The sequence below is a fragment of the Stenotrophomonas sp. TWI602 genome (genome assembly GCF_039674045.1).
Taxonomy (GTDB): domain Bacteria; phylum Pseudomonadota; class Gammaproteobacteria; order Xanthomonadales; family Xanthomonadaceae; genus Stenotrophomonas.
The window spans coordinates 28,061-44,789 of record NZ_JBDJMT010000013.1 but is presented as its reverse complement, the minus strand read 5'-3'; the positions used below and the strand labels follow the sequence as shown (position 1 = coordinate 44,789).

Genomic DNA, 16,729 nt, shown 5'->3' with positions numbered 1-16,729 from the left:
GCGCACCCGTCAACCCGAGGCAGCCGAGCATGGCTCGGCTCTACCCAGACCCCGATCTCCGCCCTTGATGTCCCCGGTGTCATCCTCATGCAACCTCCCGGACATACCGTGCTGACCCATTCTTTACACAGATTGGGGAATGCAGTGCAGAAGAAGCGTCCGTTGGGCCTGGCGATCAGCCTTTCGTTGCTGGCGGTGATCACCCCGTCGGCCCATGCCGCCGATACGCCCGATGGCAGCACCGTCTCCGGCAGCGCCGCCGCCGGTGCCGCCGCCATCGATCTGGACCGGGTCGAAGTCCGCCCGCAGTTGGAGTCGCAGACCCGCGCGGTCGACCTCAAGCGCAGCAGCGATGCGATCGAAGATGCGGTGTCCTCCGATGCCATGGGCGTCTATCCGGACCAGAACGTGGCCGAATCGCTGCAGCGCCTGCCGGGCGTCAGCGTCACCCGTGATCAGGGCGAGGGGCGCTTCGTGGTCATCCGTGGCCTGGATGCCAACCTCAACAGCGTCAGCGTCGATGGCATCGCGATTGGTACGCCGGAGGATTCCAGCCGCGCTGCACCGCTGGACGTGATTCCCTCCGACTCGACCGAGCGCCTGCGCGTGGTCAAATCGCCCACCCCGGACATGCCCGGCGACGCGATCGGCGGTGCGATCCTGGTCGAGTCCGCCTCGGCGTTCGACCGCGAAGGCCGCAACCTGCGCGGCAAGATCGAAGCCAGCCATCAGCAGCTCTCCGGCAACACCAGCCCCAAGGCCGCGATCAACTACAGCGAAGTGTTCGCCGATACCTTCGGCGTGGCGTTGGGGGTGAACTACCAGAACCGCAAGTTCGAATCGGACAACACCGAAGTGGAGTACGGCGAGTTCGACGGCGGTGCCGAGGACGACCTGTTCGCCACCAGCCTGCAGCAGCGCAAGTACGAGATCGAGCGCAAGCGCATCGGTGCGAACCTCAATCTGGATTGGCACCCGGATGACGACAATCGGTATTACCTGCGCACGCTGTACAGCCAGTTCGACGATGCCGAAACCCGCCAGCGCACCATCTTCAACTTCGGCGATGGTGACGTCACCGCGCTGGGCAGCAACCAGTACCGCGTCGATGACCTGCCGGCCGATGCGATCCAGAAGCGCATGCGCTACCGCACCAAGAAAGAAAACACCTTCACCACCAGCGCCGGCGGCGAGAACCGCCTGACCAATGCGGTGGTCGATTACAAGGTCGGTTACACGCGTACCGAAGAGCGCGTCAACGATGAGATGGAGGCGCGTTTCGAGTACAGCGGCGATGACCTCGGCGCCAGCGTCGATCAGAACAGTGGCATCCCGCGCTACAGCCTGACCAGCGCGCAGTGGATGGACAACGGCAACTACGATTTCGATCGTTTTGTGGTGTCGCCCAAGCAGGTCAACGACAGCGAGCGCAGTGCGCAGATCAACGTGCGCTTCGATGGCGATGCCTCCAGCATCAAGTTCGGCCTGCTCGGGCGCTGGCGCGACCGCGACGTCAATGTCGATGAGCGCGAACTGCGCGTCGGTCCGGACGTGGCGCTGTCGGACTGGACCACCTCCACCCCCGATCACCGCGGCGGCAGCCTCGGCCAGGGCATGAGCTCGGATGCCATGCGCCGCTACTGGGCGCAGTCCGGTGGCCAGTACAGTGCCCGTCCGCAGGATGCCGGCGGCAATGCGCTGACCTCGCTGGAAGAGGATTACACCGCCAGTGAGGACATCTTCGCCAGTTACGTGATGGGCACCTGGGATGTCGGCGCGCTGCGCATCATCGGTGGCGTGCGTGTGGAGAACACCCAGTTCAGCGCCACCGGCAACAGCGTCGAGGTGGCCGGTAACGGCCGCAGCTTCACGGTCACCCCGTTGAGCGTGAGCCGCAGCTACACCAACGTGCTGCCTGGCCTGCACCTGCGTTATGACGCCGGTGATGACTGGGTGCTGCGTGCGGCCGCCAACAAGACCGTGTCGCGCCCGTCGTTTGGCGATGTGGCGCCGCGGGTCGGCCTGAGCCGCGGTGACGAGGAAGTCCGGATCGGCAATCCGCAGCTGGATCCGTATGAATCAAAGAACATCGACCTCTCGCTCGAGAAGTACATCGGCAGCACCGGCATCGTCTCGCTGGGCGTGTTCCACAAGTCGATCGACGGCTACATCGTCAACACGGTGAGCAACAACGATCCGGCGTATCCGGACTTCGAGGTCACCCGGGTGATCAACGGCAACCAGGCCACGGTGAAGGGTGCCGAGTTCAACTGGCAGCAGCAGCTCGCCTTCCTGCCGGCCGGTTGGGATGGTCTGCTGGTCGGCGCCAGCGGTACCTGGCTGGATACGGATTTCGATCCGGGCGTGGCCGGCCGCGAGCGCGACGATTTCATGCTGCCGCGTGCCTCCAAGCACGTGTACAGCGCGCACATCGGCTATGAAAAGGCCGGCTTCAGCACCCGCGTGGCCGCGGTCTACCGCAGCGAGTACCTGGATTCACTGGGCGACAGCCGCGCCTATGACATCTATGTGGCGCCCAACACCCAGCTCGACTTCAGCATGGACTACAAGATCACCTCGAACGTGAGCGTCTACTTCGAAGCCCAGAACCTGCTCGACAAGCCGCTGGAGCTGTACCAGGGCGTGCGCTCGCGCACCCTGCAGAACGAAGAATACGGCCGCACCTACGCCCTCGGCCTGAAGGTGGCCCTGTGATGCGCGCGTCCCATGGTCTGAGCCTGCTCGCACTGGCGCTGTTGACCGCCTGCCAGCCGGCAGCCGCGCCCGAGCCAGCGGCGCCGGCCCCGGGGGTCGCACCGACCGGCACCGACGCCTCCACGGCACGTGATGTGGCCACGGTCGCCGAGGCGTTCCTCACCCCGATGACCCCGGACGACAACATCGACTCGCCGGCCAGCTGGACCACGCCCGAGGGCCAGGTCTGGTTGATCGCCACCGCCAAGGCCACCGACAAGCTGGTGGTCTACGACGGGCAGACCGGGGCGAAGCTGCGTGACGTCGGCAGCCTCGGCACCGCGCCGGGTCAGTTCGATCGCCCCAACGGCATTGCCGTGGTCGATGACCTGGTGCTGATCGTGGAGCGTGACAGCCACCGTGTGCAGGTGCTGCAGCTGCCGGATTTCAGCCCGCTGGGCGTGTTCGGCGCCGATGACCTGCGCAAGCCGTACGGGCTGTGGGTGAACAAGCTCGGCAACGGCTACGACGTGTACGTCACCGATTCCTACGACGCCGGCGAAGACGCGCAGGGCAACGACGTGCTGCCGCCGCTGGCCGAACTGGACAAGCGCGTGCGGCGTTACGCGCTCACCGTGCAGGGCGGCAAGGCGCAGGCTGCGCTCACCGCCAGCATCGGTGACACCACCGAAGCTGGCGCGCTGCGGGTGGTCGAATCGATCTGGGGCGACCCGGCCAACGACCGCCTGCTGATCGCGGAAGAAGACGAAACCTACGCCAGCGAGTTCAAGGTCTATACGCTGGAAGGCCGCTTCAGTGGCACCACGTTTGGCCGCGATGCCTTCCAGGCCCAGGCCGAAGGCGTGATGCTGCGGACCTGCGGCAAGGACGGTTGGTGGATCACCACCGAGCAGGGCAAGCAGCGCAGCGTGTTCCATCTGTTCGACCGGCACAGCCTGAAGCATGTCGGTGCGTTCCAGGGCAACACGGTGGCCAACACCGACGGCATCTGGTCGATGCAGGCACCGTCCGCGCGTTTCCCGCATGGCGCGCTGTATGCCGTGCACGATGACCAGGGCGTGGTCGCCTTCGACTGGGCGAGCATCGCCAAGCAGTTGTCGCTGCCGCTGGAGTGCGGCGCGTGAGCCGCGTTCCTGCCGCCCTGACCGCGCTGACGATGGCGCTGCTGCTGTGCAGTGGCAGCGCCTCGGCAAAGAAGGGCCCCGAGACCGGTGCCGAGCCCAACACCCAGGTGCCGGCCGGCAACCGCCACTACGCGGCGACCGGCTTCCCGGACCGCCTGGTCGCCTCGCCGGCGCAGGACGCCGCACGCGGCTTCTCGGTTGCGTGGCGCACCGACACCTCGGTCAAGGCGCCGGTGCTGGAGTGGGTCGCCGCCGGCGACTCGCCGGATGTGGGCACGCCGACCCGGATCACCGCCACCACGCAGGCGCTGACCACCGAACTGGGCGCGTCCCATCATCACCGTGCCGACATCACCGGCCTGCAGCCGGATACGCTTTACCTGTGGCGCGTGCAGGGTCAGAACACCTGGAGTGCATGGAACCAGCTGCGCACCGCCGGCCGTGCCGAGCAGCCGCTCACGTTGTTGTACTTCGGTGATACCCAGAACAAGAACCTCAGCCACGTCTCGCGGGTGATGCGGGCCGGCATCAAGGCCGCCCCGGACGCGCGCCTGAGCCTGTTCGCCGGTGACCTGGTCAGCGGGGGCGACGGGCAGGACGACAGCGAGTGGGGCGAGTGGTTCGCCGCTGCCGGCTGGCTGCCGCAGGAGACCGCCGTGGCCCCGGCGATCGGCAACCACGAGTACTTCGAGGAGTTTGAAGACACCCCGCAGGAGCGTCGCGTGCTCGGCCGCCATTGGCCGGTGACGTTCGCACTGCCGCGTAATGGTGTGGACGCCGCGGATACCAGCACCTACTGGTTCGACTACCAGGGCGTGCGCATCGCCGTGCTCGACGGCACCTCCGCGCTCGATCTGGGCACCGCCAAGGCGCAGGCCGCCTGGCTGGACACCGTGCTGGCGGAGAATCCGCACCCGTGGAGCATCGTGCTGCTGCACCAGCCGTTCTATTCCCCGCGCGAGGGCCGCGAGAACACCGAACTGCGCGATGTGCTGCTGCCGGTGGTGCGCCGCCACCAGGTCGATCTGGTCCTGCAGGGCCACGACCACACCTACGGCCGCCGTGGCGAAGGCCAGGGCGCGACGCCACAGTTCGTGGTCACCGTGGCCGGGCCGAAGCAGTACCGGCTGTCCGATGAGGCCCGCGCCACCATGGCGCCGGTCGGCGAGGACACGCAGCTGTTCCAGGTGCTGAAGATCGATCCCAGCCACCTGCGTTACGAGGCGCGCACCGTCACCGGCCGCCTGTACGACGGCTTCGAGTTGACACGCGGCACCGATGGCCGCAAACAGAAAGCCGAACTGACGCAGGGACGCATCGCCCCCCGTGACTGCACGCGCGCCCAGACCCTGAAGGGCCGCGCCGACCGTTGCTGGGAATGACCGACCGGCTGGGCCGCTGCTGCGCGCCCGGCCATTCGTGGAGACTGAGATGATCCATCGCCGTTCCCTCGGGCTGGCCGTATTGGCCGCCTCGCTGCTGCTGCTCGCCGGTGCCAGCGTCGCCGGCAACGCCGTCCTGCACCCCTTCCTCGCCGCGCAGCCGAAGAACGCGCCGGACGAAGTGCATCTGGCCGTGGAGATACCGGCCGGCAGCTTCACCAAGTACGAGATCAAGGAGGACGGTCTGGTCCACGTGGACCGCTTCCAGTCGATGCCGGTGGCGTACCCGGCCAACTACGGCTCGATGCCGCGCACCCTGGCCGGCGACAACGACCCGCTCGACGCACTGGTGCTGACCCGCGAGCCGTTGCATCCCGGCGTGATCGTACGGTTCCGTCCGATCGGCTTCCTGAAGATGGTCGATGACGGGGAGCAGGATGAGAAAGTGATCGGCGTGCCGACCGACAAGATCGACCCGACCTACGCCAACATCCGCGATCTGAATGATCTGCCGCTGATCGAACGGCAGCGCATCGAAGCCTTCTTCCGGGTTTACAAAGACCTGCCGGCCGGCCGCAATCCGGTCCAGCTCAACGGTTGGGGCAATGCCGCCGAGGCCAAGGCGCTGATTCGTACCTCCATGCAGCGCTTCGATGCGCAGCAGCGGCGCGCGAAAGGCGATTGATTTTTTCGTCCGCTATGCTCAGTGTTGGTCGCCTGCGCATCGTCGATGTCAGGCTTTTCAACGGAGTGGGCGGCAGCACATGGAAGAGGAGATCAAGCGCGGCGTACTGACCGTGATCCACTGGATCGTGGTCGGCTTCATCGTGCAGATTCTGGTGTTCGGTATCGGGCGTGTCGCGCTGTTCGCTTTCAGCGGCGGCCGCTTTGGAAAAGACGATTGGACGGCCGCACACCAGAACTGGACCTATTTCACCGGCTTCGCGGTGATCGCTTTGGTGTGGGCCCTGATCGCACTCTACAACAACGGCCTGCTCTGGTAGCGGTGCCGGGCGATCACGCCCGGCCCGCGTCTGTCTTCTGCAGCCGCCGCAGGAACACGGCCATCTCCTTGACCGCCTGCTTGTCGCCGTTGGTCTCGGCGACAGCACTGCCTTCCCGCCACGCCTGTGCTGCCGCGTCCGTATCGCCGGCCGCCAGATGTGCCTTACCCAGCCATTTCCAGCCCGCCGAGTAGCGCGGATCCTGTGCGACACAGCGCTGCAGATGGATGACCGCCTCCGCGCTGTCGCCCGCGTCGAGCAGGGCCTTGCCCAGGCCGAAGCGGAGCAGAGCGCTGTCGCGTCCACGCTCGAGCAGGCGTTGCAGTGCGGGGATATCCATCGATGCGTCTACCGTGTAGTACCGGCGCCCATCAACGGCCGCCGGCCGCCTGGTAACGGCGCGCCACTTCGGCCCAGTCGATCAGTTCGAAGAAGGCGGCGATGTAGTCCGGGCGGCGGTTCTGGTAGTTGAGGTAGTAGGCGTGTTCCCACACATCCAGCCCCAGGATCGGCGTGCCGCCGGAAAGGCCGGCGAACTCGCCCATCAACGGGTTGTCCTGGTTCGGGCTGCTCTCCACCCGCAACGTGCCATCACGGCTCAACGTCAACCACGCCCAGCCACTGCCGAAACGGGTCTGCGCAGCCTTGGTGAAGGCGTCCTTGAACGCGGCGTAGCCGCCGAGGTCGCGCTCGATGGCGGCCGCAACAGTGCCGTCCGGCTGGCCGCTGCTGGCGGTCAGCACCGTCCAGAACAGGCTGTGATTGGCATGCCCGCCGCCGTTGTTGCGGACGGCGTTGCGCACCCCCTCGGGCAGAGAGCCGATATCGGCGATCAGTGCATCGATATCCGTGCTCTGGACCCCGGCATCGGCGAGCGCGACATTGAGGTTGGTGATGTAGGTCTGGTGGTGCTTGGCATGATGGATTTCCATCGTGCGTGCATCGAAGTGCGGCTCGAGTGCGTCGTAGGCATAGGGCAGGGCGGGGAGGGTGTAAGCCATGGTTATCTCCGGAAGAGCAGGTGAGGGTGGTGCCGGCACGCAGCACGGTGATGCCACGATAGAACCTCAAGCACGATTGAGGTCAAGCGCGGCGGAGTGGAACAGTACGGACCACCCACGCGTAACCGCTGCCTGTCCTTCACCTGCACTGGCTATCATTGCCTCAACAATCTTCCGGGGTAGTCTCGTGTCGGTAGCGCTGGTGTGGTTTCGTCGTGATCTGCGGTTGCAGGACAACCCGGCCCTGCAGGCCGCCTTGGACGCGGGCCACGTGCCGGTGCCGGTCTACATCCATGCGCCGCAGGAGGAGGGTGACTGGGCCCCGGGTGGTGCGTCGGACACGTGGCTGCATCGTTCGCTGGCGGCGCTGGACGCCGACCTCCGCGCACGCGGCTCGGCGCTGGTGCTGCGCCAGGGCGACAGCCAGGCACAGCTGCAGCAGCTGATCGAGCAGACCGATGCTGTCGCGGTGTACTGGAACCGAAAGTACGAGCCAGCCACGCAGCCACGCGATGCGAAGATCAAGCGGGACCTCCGCGAGCTGGGCATCGAGGCCGAAAGCCACAACGGCAGCCTGATGTTCGAACCGTGGGACGTAGCGACCCAGCAGGGCGGGCCGTACAAGGTGTTCACCCCGTTCTGGCGCAATGCGTTGACCCGTCTGCAGCTGTCGGCACCCACACGCTTGCCGGACCGGCTGCCTGCGCACACCGCGAGCGGCGAGAGCCTCGACGCGCTCGGCCTGGCGCCGTCGATTCCGTGGGATCGGCAGTTCTGGGACCACTGGCAACCGGGCGAGGCGGGCGCGCACGAGGCGCTGGGCGTCTTCATCGACGGTGCGCTCAACGGTTATCGCGAGCAGCGTGATCTGCCGGACCGGGTCGGCACCTCGATGCTGTCGCCGCATCTGCATTTCGGCGAGATCGCACCGTGGCAGATCGCGCGTCGTCTGCAGGCCGAGCGCAGCGCCAGTCGCGATGCCGACATCGACGGCTACATCCGCGAGTTGGGCTGGCGCGAGTTTTCGTATCACCTGCTGCATCACTTCCCGCAGACCCCGGATCACAACCTCAACCCGCGCTTCGATCAGTTCGACTGGGCCAAGCCCGATGCCGACGCGCTGCGTGCGTGGCAGCAGGGCCGCACCGGCATCCCGATCGTGGATGCGGGGATGCGTGAGCTGTGGGCCACCGGCTACATGCACAACCGCGTGCGCATGATCGTCGCCAGCTACCTGTGCAAGCACATGCGCCAGCATTGGCGCGAAGGCGCGCGCTGGTTCTGGGACACCCTGGTCGACGCGGATCTGGCCAACAACACCATGGGGTGGCAATGGGTTGCCGGCACGGGTGCGGACGCGGCGCCTTACTTCCGGATTTTCAATCCGGTGACGCAGTCGCAGAAGTTCGATCCGCAGGCACGCTACATCACGCGCTGGGTACCCGAACTGGCGGCACTACCGGTGAAGGCGCGCTTCGCCCCGTGGCAATCGCCGCAGCTGCTGGCCGAGCTCGCGCCGGGCTATCCGACCCTGCCGCTGGTGGATCTGAGCGAGGGCCGGGATGCCGCATTGGCAGCGTACCGGCATACCGGCGGGACCTGACGGGTCTGCCGGATCAGTCGCTTGCGACGTAACCGTTTACCTGAACAGGGAGCTGCCGGGCGTGTCATTCATCATGCCGGCATCGCGTTCGGCTGTTTATGCTCTTCACGCCCCGCACGCCGGCGGCGTCCGGTAACCAAGGAGAAACCTCATGATTCGACCCGCAACCCGCAACGTGGCCCTGGCCCTGATGACCGCTGCCGCCCTGACGGCCTGCGCCACCGGTGGCTCCTACGTACAGAGTGACCAGTACGGCAACCCCGTTGAACAGCAGAACCGCACCGGCCGCAATGCGCTGATCGGTACCGCCGTCGGCGTCGCTGCAGGCCTGCTCAGCGGCAACAGCGCGACCGAGCGCCGCCAGCACGCCATGATCGGTGCCGGTATCGGCGCACTCAGCGGCGCGGCCGTCGGCCAGTACCAGGACCGCCAGGAACGCGCCCTGCGCGAGCGTACCGCCAACACCGGTATCGACGTCTCCCGTAATGGCGACAACCTGGTCCTGAACCTGCCGGACGGCATCACCTTCGATTTCGGCAAGTCCACGCTGAAGCCGCAGTTCTACAGCTCGCTCAACGGCGTGGCCAGCACGCTGGCCGAGTACAACCAGACCATGATCGAAGTCGTCGGCCACACCGACAGCATCGGCAGCGATGCGGTCAACAATCGCCTGTCCAAGGAACGCGCCGACTCGGTCGCCGCCTATCTGGCCGGCCAGGGTGTGCAGCGTGCCCGCATCGAAACCCTCGGTGCCGGCAAGGCCTACCCGATTGCCGACAACAACACCGATGCCGGCCGCGCGCAGAACCGCCGTGTCGAGATCCGTGTGATTCCGTTGCAGCAATAACAGCGCGCCAGCGCGCTGTTATTGCGTGTTGCGACCCGCAGGCTCGCAACACAAAAATGCCGCCCTTACAGGCGGCATTTTTTGTAGGTACCGGCCGTTGGCCGGTACGCCCGGAACAACTCCGTCCGCTCGCACACCCACACGACCGCACCGCCCACACGACCGCACCGCCCACACGACCGCACCGCCCAAGGGCGGCGTTGTCGTTCATACGGCACTGCGCTGATGAAGCAGCATTACCCCGCGGTCACCGTCTCCAGAATCCGCTTCCCGGCCGCCTGCAGCTCCGTTTCCACCTGGGTCTGCTGCTGCTTGGCCAGCTTCGCCGCCGGGCATTGCGCGAGCATGTAGTTGGCATCGAAGTTCATCTTCTCGACCAGGAAATCGACGAACGCGCGCACCTTCGGCGAGACCAGCCGGCCGCCGGCGAACACCGCGTTGAAGTCCACTTCCGGCCCGGTCCAGCCGGCCAGCACGCGGCGCACCATCCCGGATTCAACGAATGGCTTGGCCATCACGTCACCGGTCAACAGCAACCCTTCGCCGCACACCAGTGCACCGTTCAACGCCGACGGATCATTGGCCACCAGCAGCGGATTGACCGGGAAATCGAGCAGCTCGCCCCCGTTCTCGCCCAGTTGCCAGAAGAAGCGGTTGTTGTTGAGGTTGCGCGCTTTGCGCATGGCCAGGATGCGGTGGAACTGCAGCTCATCCGGATGCAGCGGCTCGCCGTAGCGTTCGATATAGGCCGGGCTGGCGAATACCTGCGTGCGCAGGCTGCCAAGCTTGCGCGCGACCAGGTTGGAGTCGGGCAGGGTGCCCACGCGCAGTGCCAGATCCGCTTCACCGGCGATCAGGTCGAGCTTCTCGTTGCCCAGATGCATGTCCAGCTGGATTTCCGGGTACTGCGCATGGAACTGGCCGAGCAGCGGCGCGATCCATGTGATGCCGATCGAGTAGGGCACGGTGAAGCGCAGCCAGCCGCGCGGGCCGGACTGCAGCTGGTTGACCGCACCTTCGGCTTCTTCCAGCTCGCGTGCGATGCGCTGGCAATGCTCGTGATAGACCGAGCCGGCCTCGGTGAGGCCGAGGCGGCGGGTGGTCCGGTGCAGCAGGCGTGCGCCGAGACGCGTTTCCAGTTCCTGCACTTTGCGGCTCACCGTCGTCTTGGGGAGCCCCAGTGCCGTGGCGGCGGCGATGAAACTGCCTTGCTCGACCACTTTGACGAAGATCAGCGTGTCGTTGAGATCGTGGGCCATGACGGGATCCAAAGTCGGGGGAGGGGAAGAGTGCCGCAAATGATTGTGCCGGGCACGGGATGATTATTCCCCTAAATCCGGACTAATCAAGGGGGAGTTTGAGGACTAATCTGGCGCCATTCCAGATATGAAGGACGACAACCATGTGGTTGCGGAACATTCTTGGCCGCCTGCGTAGCGGCCCCAACGCCCCGCTGGACCTCGCGATGACCGTGGAAGTCCGTCCGGGCTCCTTGTCCCGCAAGGCTTTTCGGGAGTTTACCCCGCCTGCCAACATGCAGCGCGGCGGCAGCTTCCGGCTGGGCTCGCGCAATGGCGACCGACTGGGTCGAATTGGGATTATCCCGGCGACGGGAGTGAAAGTCCCATGAATGGGACATTGGCCCCCGAGGTGCTGGTGCTCGGTGGCACCGGCAGCGTGGGCCAGGGGATCGTGGCGGCCTTGCTGGAGGCCGGCAGCCCCGTGTTGGTGGTCGGCCGCGACCCCGGCCGGCTGGCCGCGCTGCAGGAGCAGTTCGCCGATGAGCCGGGGCTGGAAGTCCTGCTCGGTTCGCTGGGCGACGACGCCTCGGCGCGCACCGTGGCCGAGCGCGTCGGCGGGCGTCCCCGCGCGCTGGCGGCCGTGGTGGATGCGATGGGCGGGCCGTACAACCGTGGGCGGGTGACCGACCGCAGCGGCGATGCGCTGTTGCAGGCGCTGCTGGCCGACGTGATGCCGCACGTGCATGCCGGCCGCCATCTGCTGCCGCTGGTGCGCGGTGGCGCCCAGGTGCGGCGCTACGTGCTGGTCGGCGGGCCGGCCGGCTTCAAGCCGTGGGCCGGGCACGGTGAGTCCTCCATCACCATGTCCGCCACGCGCATGTACGCGCAGGTGCTGCACCAGGAAGCCCAGGCACTGGGCGTGCGCGCGCAGATGCTGGAAGTGTGCGATCCGGTGTGCACCCCGGCCAATGCGGCCAAAGCCTGCATCGAATGGCCGAGCGCGCTGCTCGTCGGCCGTCGTGTGGTCTCGCTGCTCGACAACTGCACCGACAACCGCGCCATCGTGCGCTGCGATGCACGCGATGCCGAACTGCCGCGCGGGCTGCTGCACCTGGACCGCCCCCCGCCGATGTCGCGCGACACGGTCGGCACGGCTTGACCTCTACCAAGGTTCAGGTCCCAGGCTACGCCCCCCACGTCGCCCCACGTTTTCGATTCTGTATCACCACCCCTACGTACGGATGCATGACATGACTTCCAACTCCTCCCCGCATCGTTTCACCCGACGGCTGACCATGGCCGGCGTTTCCATCCTCGCCGCCGCGGTGTTGACCGCCTGCAGTGGCAGCCACGCTGAAGAAGCCGGCATGCCGCCGCCGCCCTCGGTCAGTGCCGCCCCGGTACTGGTCAAGCAGGTCAGCCAGTGGGACGACTTCAGTGGCCGCGTCGAAGCGGTCGAAAGCGTTGAACTGCGCCCGCGCGTCTCCGGCTACATCGACAAGGTCAACTATGTCGAAGGCCAGGAGGTCAAGAAGGGCGATGTGCTGTTCACCATCGACGCGCGCAGCTACCGCGCCGAGCTGGATCGCGCCACCGCCGAGCTCAACCGCGCGCGCACCCAGGCCCAGGTGAGCCGCAGCGAAGCCGACCGTGCCCGGCGCCTGTCCGACCAGCAGGCCATCTCCACCGAGACCTGGGAACAGCGCCGTGCGGTGTCCGAGCAGGCCCTGGCGCAGGTGCAGGCCGCTCAGGCTGCCGTCGATGCGGCGCGCTTGAACATGGAGTTCACCCAGGTGCGCGCGCCGATCAACGGCCGCGCCGGTCGCGCGATGGTGACCGCAGGCAACCTCGTCACCGCCGGCGACAGCGCCAGCGTGCTGACCACGCTGGTCTCGCTGGACAAGGTCCATGTGTACTTCGATGCCGATGAAGGCACCTTCCTGCGTTACGCCCAGATGGCGCGCAAGGGTGAACGCCCGAGCGAGCGCGACAGCGAACTGCCGGTGAAGGTCGGCCTGTCCGGCGAGACCGGCTACCCGCATGAAGGCAAGGTCGACTTCCTGGACAACCAGGTGACCCGCAGCACCGGCACCATCCGGGTCCGCGCGCTGCTGGACAACGCCGACCGCGCCTTCACCCCGGGCCTGTTCGCCCGCGTGCAGCTGCTGGGCAGCGGCCAGTTCCAGGCCATGCTGATCGATGACAAGGCCGTGCTGACCGACCAGGACCGCAAGTTCGTCTACGTGGTCGACAAGGACAACAAGGCACAGCGCCGCGATATTGAACTCGGCCGCACCGCCGACGGCCTGCGCATCGTCGAGCAGGGCCTGAAGGCCGGAGACCGCGTGATCATCGATGGCGTGCAGAAAGTCTTCATGCCGGGCATGCCGGTCCAGGCCAAGGCCGTTGCGATGCAGCCGGTTGCCGCACCGGTAGCCGCGCCGGCTGTTGCAAAGAATTGAAGGGCAGCCGACTGACCGTCGGTTCTACATAGCAGCCGACCAACGGTCGGCTCTACCGTGACTGCCATCGCCCCGTGCAGGGGAACCCGCCACCGCTGTCGCCTGCGACAGCGGCCGGGGTCGTGCACGCCGGCGCTGGTGAAACCCCAGGAATCCACCCATGGACTTTTCCCGTTTTTTCATTGACAGGCCGATCTTCGCGGCGGTGCTGTCGATCGTGATCTTCGCCGCTGGCCTGATCGCGATCCCGATGCTGCCGATCAGCGAGTACCCCGAAGTGGTGCCGCCCTCGGTGGTGGTGCGCACGGTGTACCCGGGCGCCAACCCCAAAGTGATCGCTGAAACGGTGGCCACGCCACTGGAAGAAGCGATCAACGGCGTCGAGGACATGATGTACATCAAGTCCGTCGCCGGCTCGGACGGCGTGCTGCAGATGACGGTGACCTTCCGCCCGGGTACCGATCCGGACGAAGCCGCGGTCAAGGTGCAGAACCGCGTCGCCCAGGCGCAGGCGCGCCTGCCCGAGGACGTGCGCCGCCAGGGTGTCTCCACCCAGAAGCAGTCGCCGACCTTCCTGATGGTGGTCCACCTGACCTCGCCGGACGGCAAGTACGACTCGCTGTACCTGCGCAACTACGCCCGCCTGCACGTCAAGGATGCCTTGGCACGCCTGCAGGGCGTCGGTGATGCGCAGATGTTCGGCGGCGGTGACTACGCCATGCGTGCGTGGCTGGACCCGGACAAGATCGCCGCGCGCGGCCTGACCGCCAGCGACGTGGTGCGTGCGATGCGCGAGCAGAACGTGCAGGTCTCGGCCGGCCAGCTCGGCGCCGAGCCGATGCCGAGCAGCGACTTCCTGACCCTGATCAACGCCCAGGGTCGCCTGCGCAGCGAGCAGGAATTCCGCGACATCGTGCTCAAGGCCGGTGACGACGGTGAAGTGGTCCGCCTGTCCGATGTCGCCCGCCTGGAACTGGGTGCCGGTGACTACACGCTGCGCTCGCAGCTGGACGGCAAGAACGCGGTCGGTATCGGTATCTTCCAGGCCCCGGGTGCGAATGCGCTGGAGATCCGTGACTCGGTCATCCACACCATGGATGAGCTGACCAAGCAGTTCCCGGCCGGCGTGAAGTACGAAGCGGTGTACGACACCACCATCTTCGTGCGTGACTCGGTCAAGGCCGTGGTCTCCACGCTGCTGGAAGCCATCGCGCTGGTGGTGCTGGTGGTGATCCTGTTCCTGCAGACCTGGCGCGCCTCGATCATTCCGTTGATCGCCGTGCCGGTGTCCATCGTGGGTACGTTCGCGGCGCTGTACGTGCTGGGCTTCTCGATCAACACCTTGACCCTGTTCGGGCTGGTGCTGGCGATCGGCATCGTGGTCGATGACGCGATCGTGGTGGTGGAGAACGTCGAGCGCAACATTGAAGAAGGCCTGACCCCGCTGGCCGCGGCACACCAGGCGATGCGTGAAGTGTCCGGGCCGATCGTGGCGATCGCGCTGGTGCTGTGTGCCGTGTTCGTGCCGATGGCGTTCCTGTCGGGCGTGACCGGTGCGTTCTACAAGCAGTTCGCCGTCACCATCGCGATCTCGACCGTGATCTCGGCGATCAACTCGCTGACCCTGTCGCCGGCCCTGGCCGCACGTCTGCTCAAGCCGCACGGTGCACCCAAGGATGGCCTGACCCGTCTGATCGATCGTCTGTTCGGCTGGATCTTCCGTCCGTTCAACCGCTTCTTCAAGACCAGTTCGGAGAAATACCACGGTTCGGTCGGCCGCCTGCTGGGCCGCCGCGGCCTGGTGTTCGTGGTCTATGCCGGCCTGCTGCTGGCCACCGGCCTGATGTTCAAGGCGGTGCCGGCCGGCTTCATCCCGACCCAGGACAAGCTGTACCTGATCGCCGGTGTGAAGCTGCCGGAAGGCTCCTCGATCGCACGTACCGACGCCATGCTGGCCAAGGTCGCCGAGATCGCGCGCAACACCGATGGCGTGGCGCACACGATCCAGTTCCCGGGTCTGAACGCGCTGCAGTTCACCAACACGCCCAACACCGGTGTGGCCTTCGTTCCGCTCAAGCCGTTCAGTGAGCGCAAGGGCCGCACCGCCGCGCAGATCAATGCCGAGATCAACGCCAAGATCGCCGGGCTGCAGGAGGGCTTCGCGTTCTCCATGATGCCGCCGCCGATCCTCGGCCTGGGTAACGGCAACGGCTACCAGATGTTCATCCAGGACCGTAGCAACCTCGGTTACGGCGCACTGCAGACCGCGGTGAGCACGATGCAGGGTGCCGTCGCGCAGACCCCGGGCATGGCGTTCCCGATCACCAGCTACCAGGCCAACGTGCCGCAGCTGGATGCCGAAGTGGACCGCGTCAAGGCCAAGGCCCAGGGCGTGGAACTGACCGAGTTGTTCGACACCCTGCAGACCTACCTGGGCTCGTCGTATGTAAATGACTTCAACCAGTTCGGTCGTACCTGGCAGGTGATCGCCCAGGCCGACGGCCAGTTCCGTGACAGCGTGGAAGACATCGGTCGCCTGCGCACCCGCAACAACCGTGGCGAGATGGTGCCGATCGGCTCGATGGTCACCGTGAAGGAAACCTACGGTCCGGACCCGGTGCTGCGCTTCAACGGCTACCCGGCGGCCGATCTGGCCGGCGAAGCCGACCCGCGCATGCTGTCCTCGGCCGAGGCCATGGCCAAGCTGACCGAGATTGCCGGGCAGGTGCTGCCGGTGGGCATGCAGACCGAGTGGACCGACCTGAGCTACCAGCAGGCCACCCAGGGCAAGGCCGCCTTCATCGTGTTCCCGGTGGCGATCCTGCTGGCGTTCCTGGTGCTGGCCGCGCTGTATGAAAGCTGGTCGCTGCCGCTGGCGGTGATCCTGATTGTCCCCATGACCCTGCTGTCTGCGTTGTTCGGCGTATGGATGACGGGCGGTGACAACAACGTGTTCGTGCAGGTCGGCTTGGTGGTGCTGATGGGCCTGGCATGCAAGAACGCCATCCTGATCGTCGAGTTTGCCCGCGAACTTGAAATGGGCGGCAAGGGCATCGTGGAGGCTGCACTGGAAGCATGCCGCCTGCGTCTGCGCCCGATCGTGATGACCTCCATCGCGTTCATCGCCGGCACCATCCCGCTGGTGATCTCGCATGGCGCCGGTGCGGAAGTCCGCTCGGTGACCGGTATCACGGTGTTCGCCGGCATGCTGGGCGTCACCCTGTTCGGCCTGTTCCTGACCCCGGTGTTCTACGTGGCCCTGCGCAAGTTCGTCAGCCGTAATGGTGGCGGGCAGCTGGTGACCCACGGCGAACCGACCATCCACCACTGATTCCTTCCCCCGCGAGGTT

13 protein-coding genes are annotated in these 16,729 nt (G+C 66.3%); 10 read left to right on the top strand and 3 right to left on the bottom strand.

Going from position 1 to position 16,729, the window contains the following annotated elements:
• The first annotated feature begins 144 nt into the window (after positions 1 to 144).
• The 5 genes from ABE483_RS13000 to ABE483_RS12980 all read left to right on the top strand — a co-directional run bounded on the left by ABE483_RS13000 (position 145) and on the right by ABE483_RS12980 (position 6,225).
• Complete coding sequence (locus ABE483_RS13000) at positions 145 to 2,715, top strand: TonB-dependent receptor (RefSeq protein ID WP_346481836.1); 2,571 nt, start codon at positions 145 to 147, stop codon at positions 2,713 to 2,715.
• Positions 2,715 to 3,839 carry a phytase gene (locus ABE483_RS12995; RefSeq protein ID WP_313211501.1) on the top strand — a complete coding sequence of 375 codons (1,125 nt, stop codon included), beginning with the start codon at positions 2,715 to 2,717 and terminating at the stop codon, positions 3,837 to 3,839. The genes ABE483_RS13000 and ABE483_RS12995 overlap by 1 nt, the downstream gene beginning before the upstream one ends.
• A gap of 32 nt (positions 3,840 to 3,871) precedes the next feature.
• Positions 3,872 to 5,221: a metallophosphoesterase family protein gene (locus ABE483_RS12990; RefSeq protein WP_313211543.1), complete on the top strand. Its 1,350-nt coding sequence runs from the start codon at positions 3,872 to 3,874 to the stop codon at positions 5,219 to 5,221.
• Between the two features lie 49 nt (positions 5,222 to 5,270).
• A complete protein-coding gene (locus tag ABE483_RS12985) occupies positions 5,271 to 5,906 on the top strand; it encodes an inorganic diphosphatase (protein ID WP_346481835.1) in 636 nt (211 codons plus the stop codon).
• A 79-nt stretch (positions 5,907 to 5,985) separates the two neighbouring features.
• Complete coding sequence (locus ABE483_RS12980; protein ID WP_313217945.1) at positions 5,986 to 6,225, top strand: hypothetical protein; 240 nt, start codon at positions 5,986 to 5,988, stop codon at positions 6,223 to 6,225.
• A 13-nt stretch (positions 6,226 to 6,238) separates the two neighbouring features.
• Here ABE483_RS12980 and ABE483_RS12975 read toward each other — a convergent pair whose 3' ends face one another.
• Together ABE483_RS12975 and ABE483_RS12970 are read right to left on the bottom strand one after the other, a co-directional pair.
• Positions 6,239 to 6,565 carry a tetratricopeptide repeat protein gene (locus ABE483_RS12975; protein WP_313217947.1) on the bottom strand — a complete coding sequence of 109 codons (327 nt, stop codon included), beginning with the start codon at positions 6,563 to 6,565 and terminating at the stop codon, positions 6,239 to 6,241.
• Positions 6,566 to 6,596: 31 nt separating this feature from the next.
• The gene (locus ABE483_RS12970) at positions 6,597 to 7,226 is read right to left on the bottom strand and encodes a superoxide dismutase (protein WP_346464482.1); all 630 of its coding nucleotides are present in this window, start codon (positions 7,224 to 7,226) and stop codon (positions 6,597 to 6,599) included.
• A 187-nt stretch (positions 7,227 to 7,413) separates the two neighbouring features.
• Here ABE483_RS12970 and ABE483_RS12965 point away from each other — a divergent pair, with 187 nt between their 5' ends.
• Entirely contained in the window at positions 7,414 to 8,829 is a 1,416-nt protein-coding gene (locus tag ABE483_RS12965) for a deoxyribodipyrimidine photo-lyase (protein WP_346481834.1), read from the top strand.
• A 151-nt stretch (positions 8,830 to 8,980) separates the two neighbouring features.
• A complete protein-coding gene (locus tag ABE483_RS12960; RefSeq protein ID WP_088432184.1) occupies positions 8,981 to 9,676 on the top strand; it encodes an OmpA family protein in 696 nt (231 codons plus the stop codon).
• 236 nt (positions 9,677 to 9,912) lie between these two features.
• Here the strand turns inward: ABE483_RS12960 and ABE483_RS12955 are convergent, their stop codons facing one another.
• Positions 9,913 to 10,935 carry a LysR family transcriptional regulator gene (locus tag ABE483_RS12955; protein WP_121041912.1) on the bottom strand — a complete coding sequence of 341 codons (1,023 nt, stop codon included), beginning with the start codon at positions 10,933 to 10,935 and terminating at the stop codon, positions 9,913 to 9,915.
• Between the two features lie 367 nt (positions 10,936 to 11,302).
• Here ABE483_RS12955 and ABE483_RS12950 point away from each other — a divergent pair, with 367 nt between their 5' ends.
• The 3 genes from ABE483_RS12950 to ABE483_RS12940 all read left to right on the top strand — a co-directional run bounded on the left by ABE483_RS12950 (position 11,303) and on the right by ABE483_RS12940 (position 16,710).
• Positions 11,303 to 12,076 carry an SDR family oxidoreductase gene (locus tag ABE483_RS12950; protein ID WP_313217951.1) on the top strand — a complete coding sequence of 258 codons (774 nt, stop codon included), beginning with the start codon at positions 11,303 to 11,305 and terminating at the stop codon, positions 12,074 to 12,076.
• 91 nt (positions 12,077 to 12,167) lie between these two features.
• Complete coding sequence (locus ABE483_RS12945) at positions 12,168 to 13,379, top strand: efflux RND transporter periplasmic adaptor subunit (RefSeq protein ID WP_313217952.1); 1,212 nt, start codon at positions 12,168 to 12,170, stop codon at positions 13,377 to 13,379.
• 160 nt (positions 13,380 to 13,539) lie between these two features.
• On the top strand, positions 13,540 to 16,710 hold the full coding sequence (locus tag ABE483_RS12940) for a multidrug efflux RND transporter permease subunit (protein ID WP_346481833.1): 3,171 nt from the start codon (positions 13,540 to 13,542) through the stop codon (positions 16,708 to 16,710).
• The last annotated feature ends 19 nt before the right edge of the window (positions 16,711 to 16,729 follow it).

What these genes read in the sequence shown, in the direction of transcription:
- ABE483_RS12945 (WP_313217952.1), top strand. Translation starts at nt 12,168, where the DNA reads ATGACTTCCAACTCCTCCCCGCATCGTTTCACCCGACGGCTGACCATG.
- ABE483_RS12975 (WP_313217947.1), bottom strand. Translation starts at nt 6,565, where the DNA reads ATGGATATCCCCGCACTGCAACGCCTGCTCGAGCGTGGACGCGACAGC.
- ABE483_RS12955 (WP_121041912.1), bottom strand. Translation starts at nt 10,935, where the DNA reads ATGGCCCACGATCTCAACGACACGCTGATCTTCGTCAAAGTGGTCGAG.
- ABE483_RS12940 (WP_346481833.1), top strand. Translation starts at nt 13,540, where the DNA reads ATGGACTTTTCCCGTTTTTTCATTGACAGGCCGATCTTCGCGGCGGTG.
- ABE483_RS12995 (WP_313211501.1), top strand. Translation starts at nt 2,715, where the DNA reads ATGCGCGCGTCCCATGGTCTGAGCCTGCTCGCACTGGCGCTGTTGACC.
- ABE483_RS12985 (WP_346481835.1), top strand. Translation starts at nt 5,271, where the DNA reads ATGATCCATCGCCGTTCCCTCGGGCTGGCCGTATTGGCCGCCTCGCTG.
- ABE483_RS12990 (WP_313211543.1), top strand. Translation starts at nt 3,872, where the DNA reads ATGGCGCTGCTGCTGTGCAGTGGCAGCGCCTCGGCAAAGAAGGGCCCC.
- ABE483_RS12950 (WP_313217951.1), top strand. Translation starts at nt 11,303, where the DNA reads ATGAATGGGACATTGGCCCCCGAGGTGCTGGTGCTCGGTGGCACCGGC.
- ABE483_RS12980 (WP_313217945.1), top strand. Translation starts at nt 5,986, where the DNA reads ATGGAAGAGGAGATCAAGCGCGGCGTACTGACCGTGATCCACTGGATC.
- ABE483_RS12970 (WP_346464482.1), bottom strand. Translation starts at nt 7,226, where the DNA reads ATGGCTTACACCCTCCCCGCCCTGCCCTATGCCTACGACGCACTCGAG.
- ABE483_RS12960 (WP_088432184.1), top strand. Translation starts at nt 8,981, where the DNA reads ATGATTCGACCCGCAACCCGCAACGTGGCCCTGGCCCTGATGACCGCT.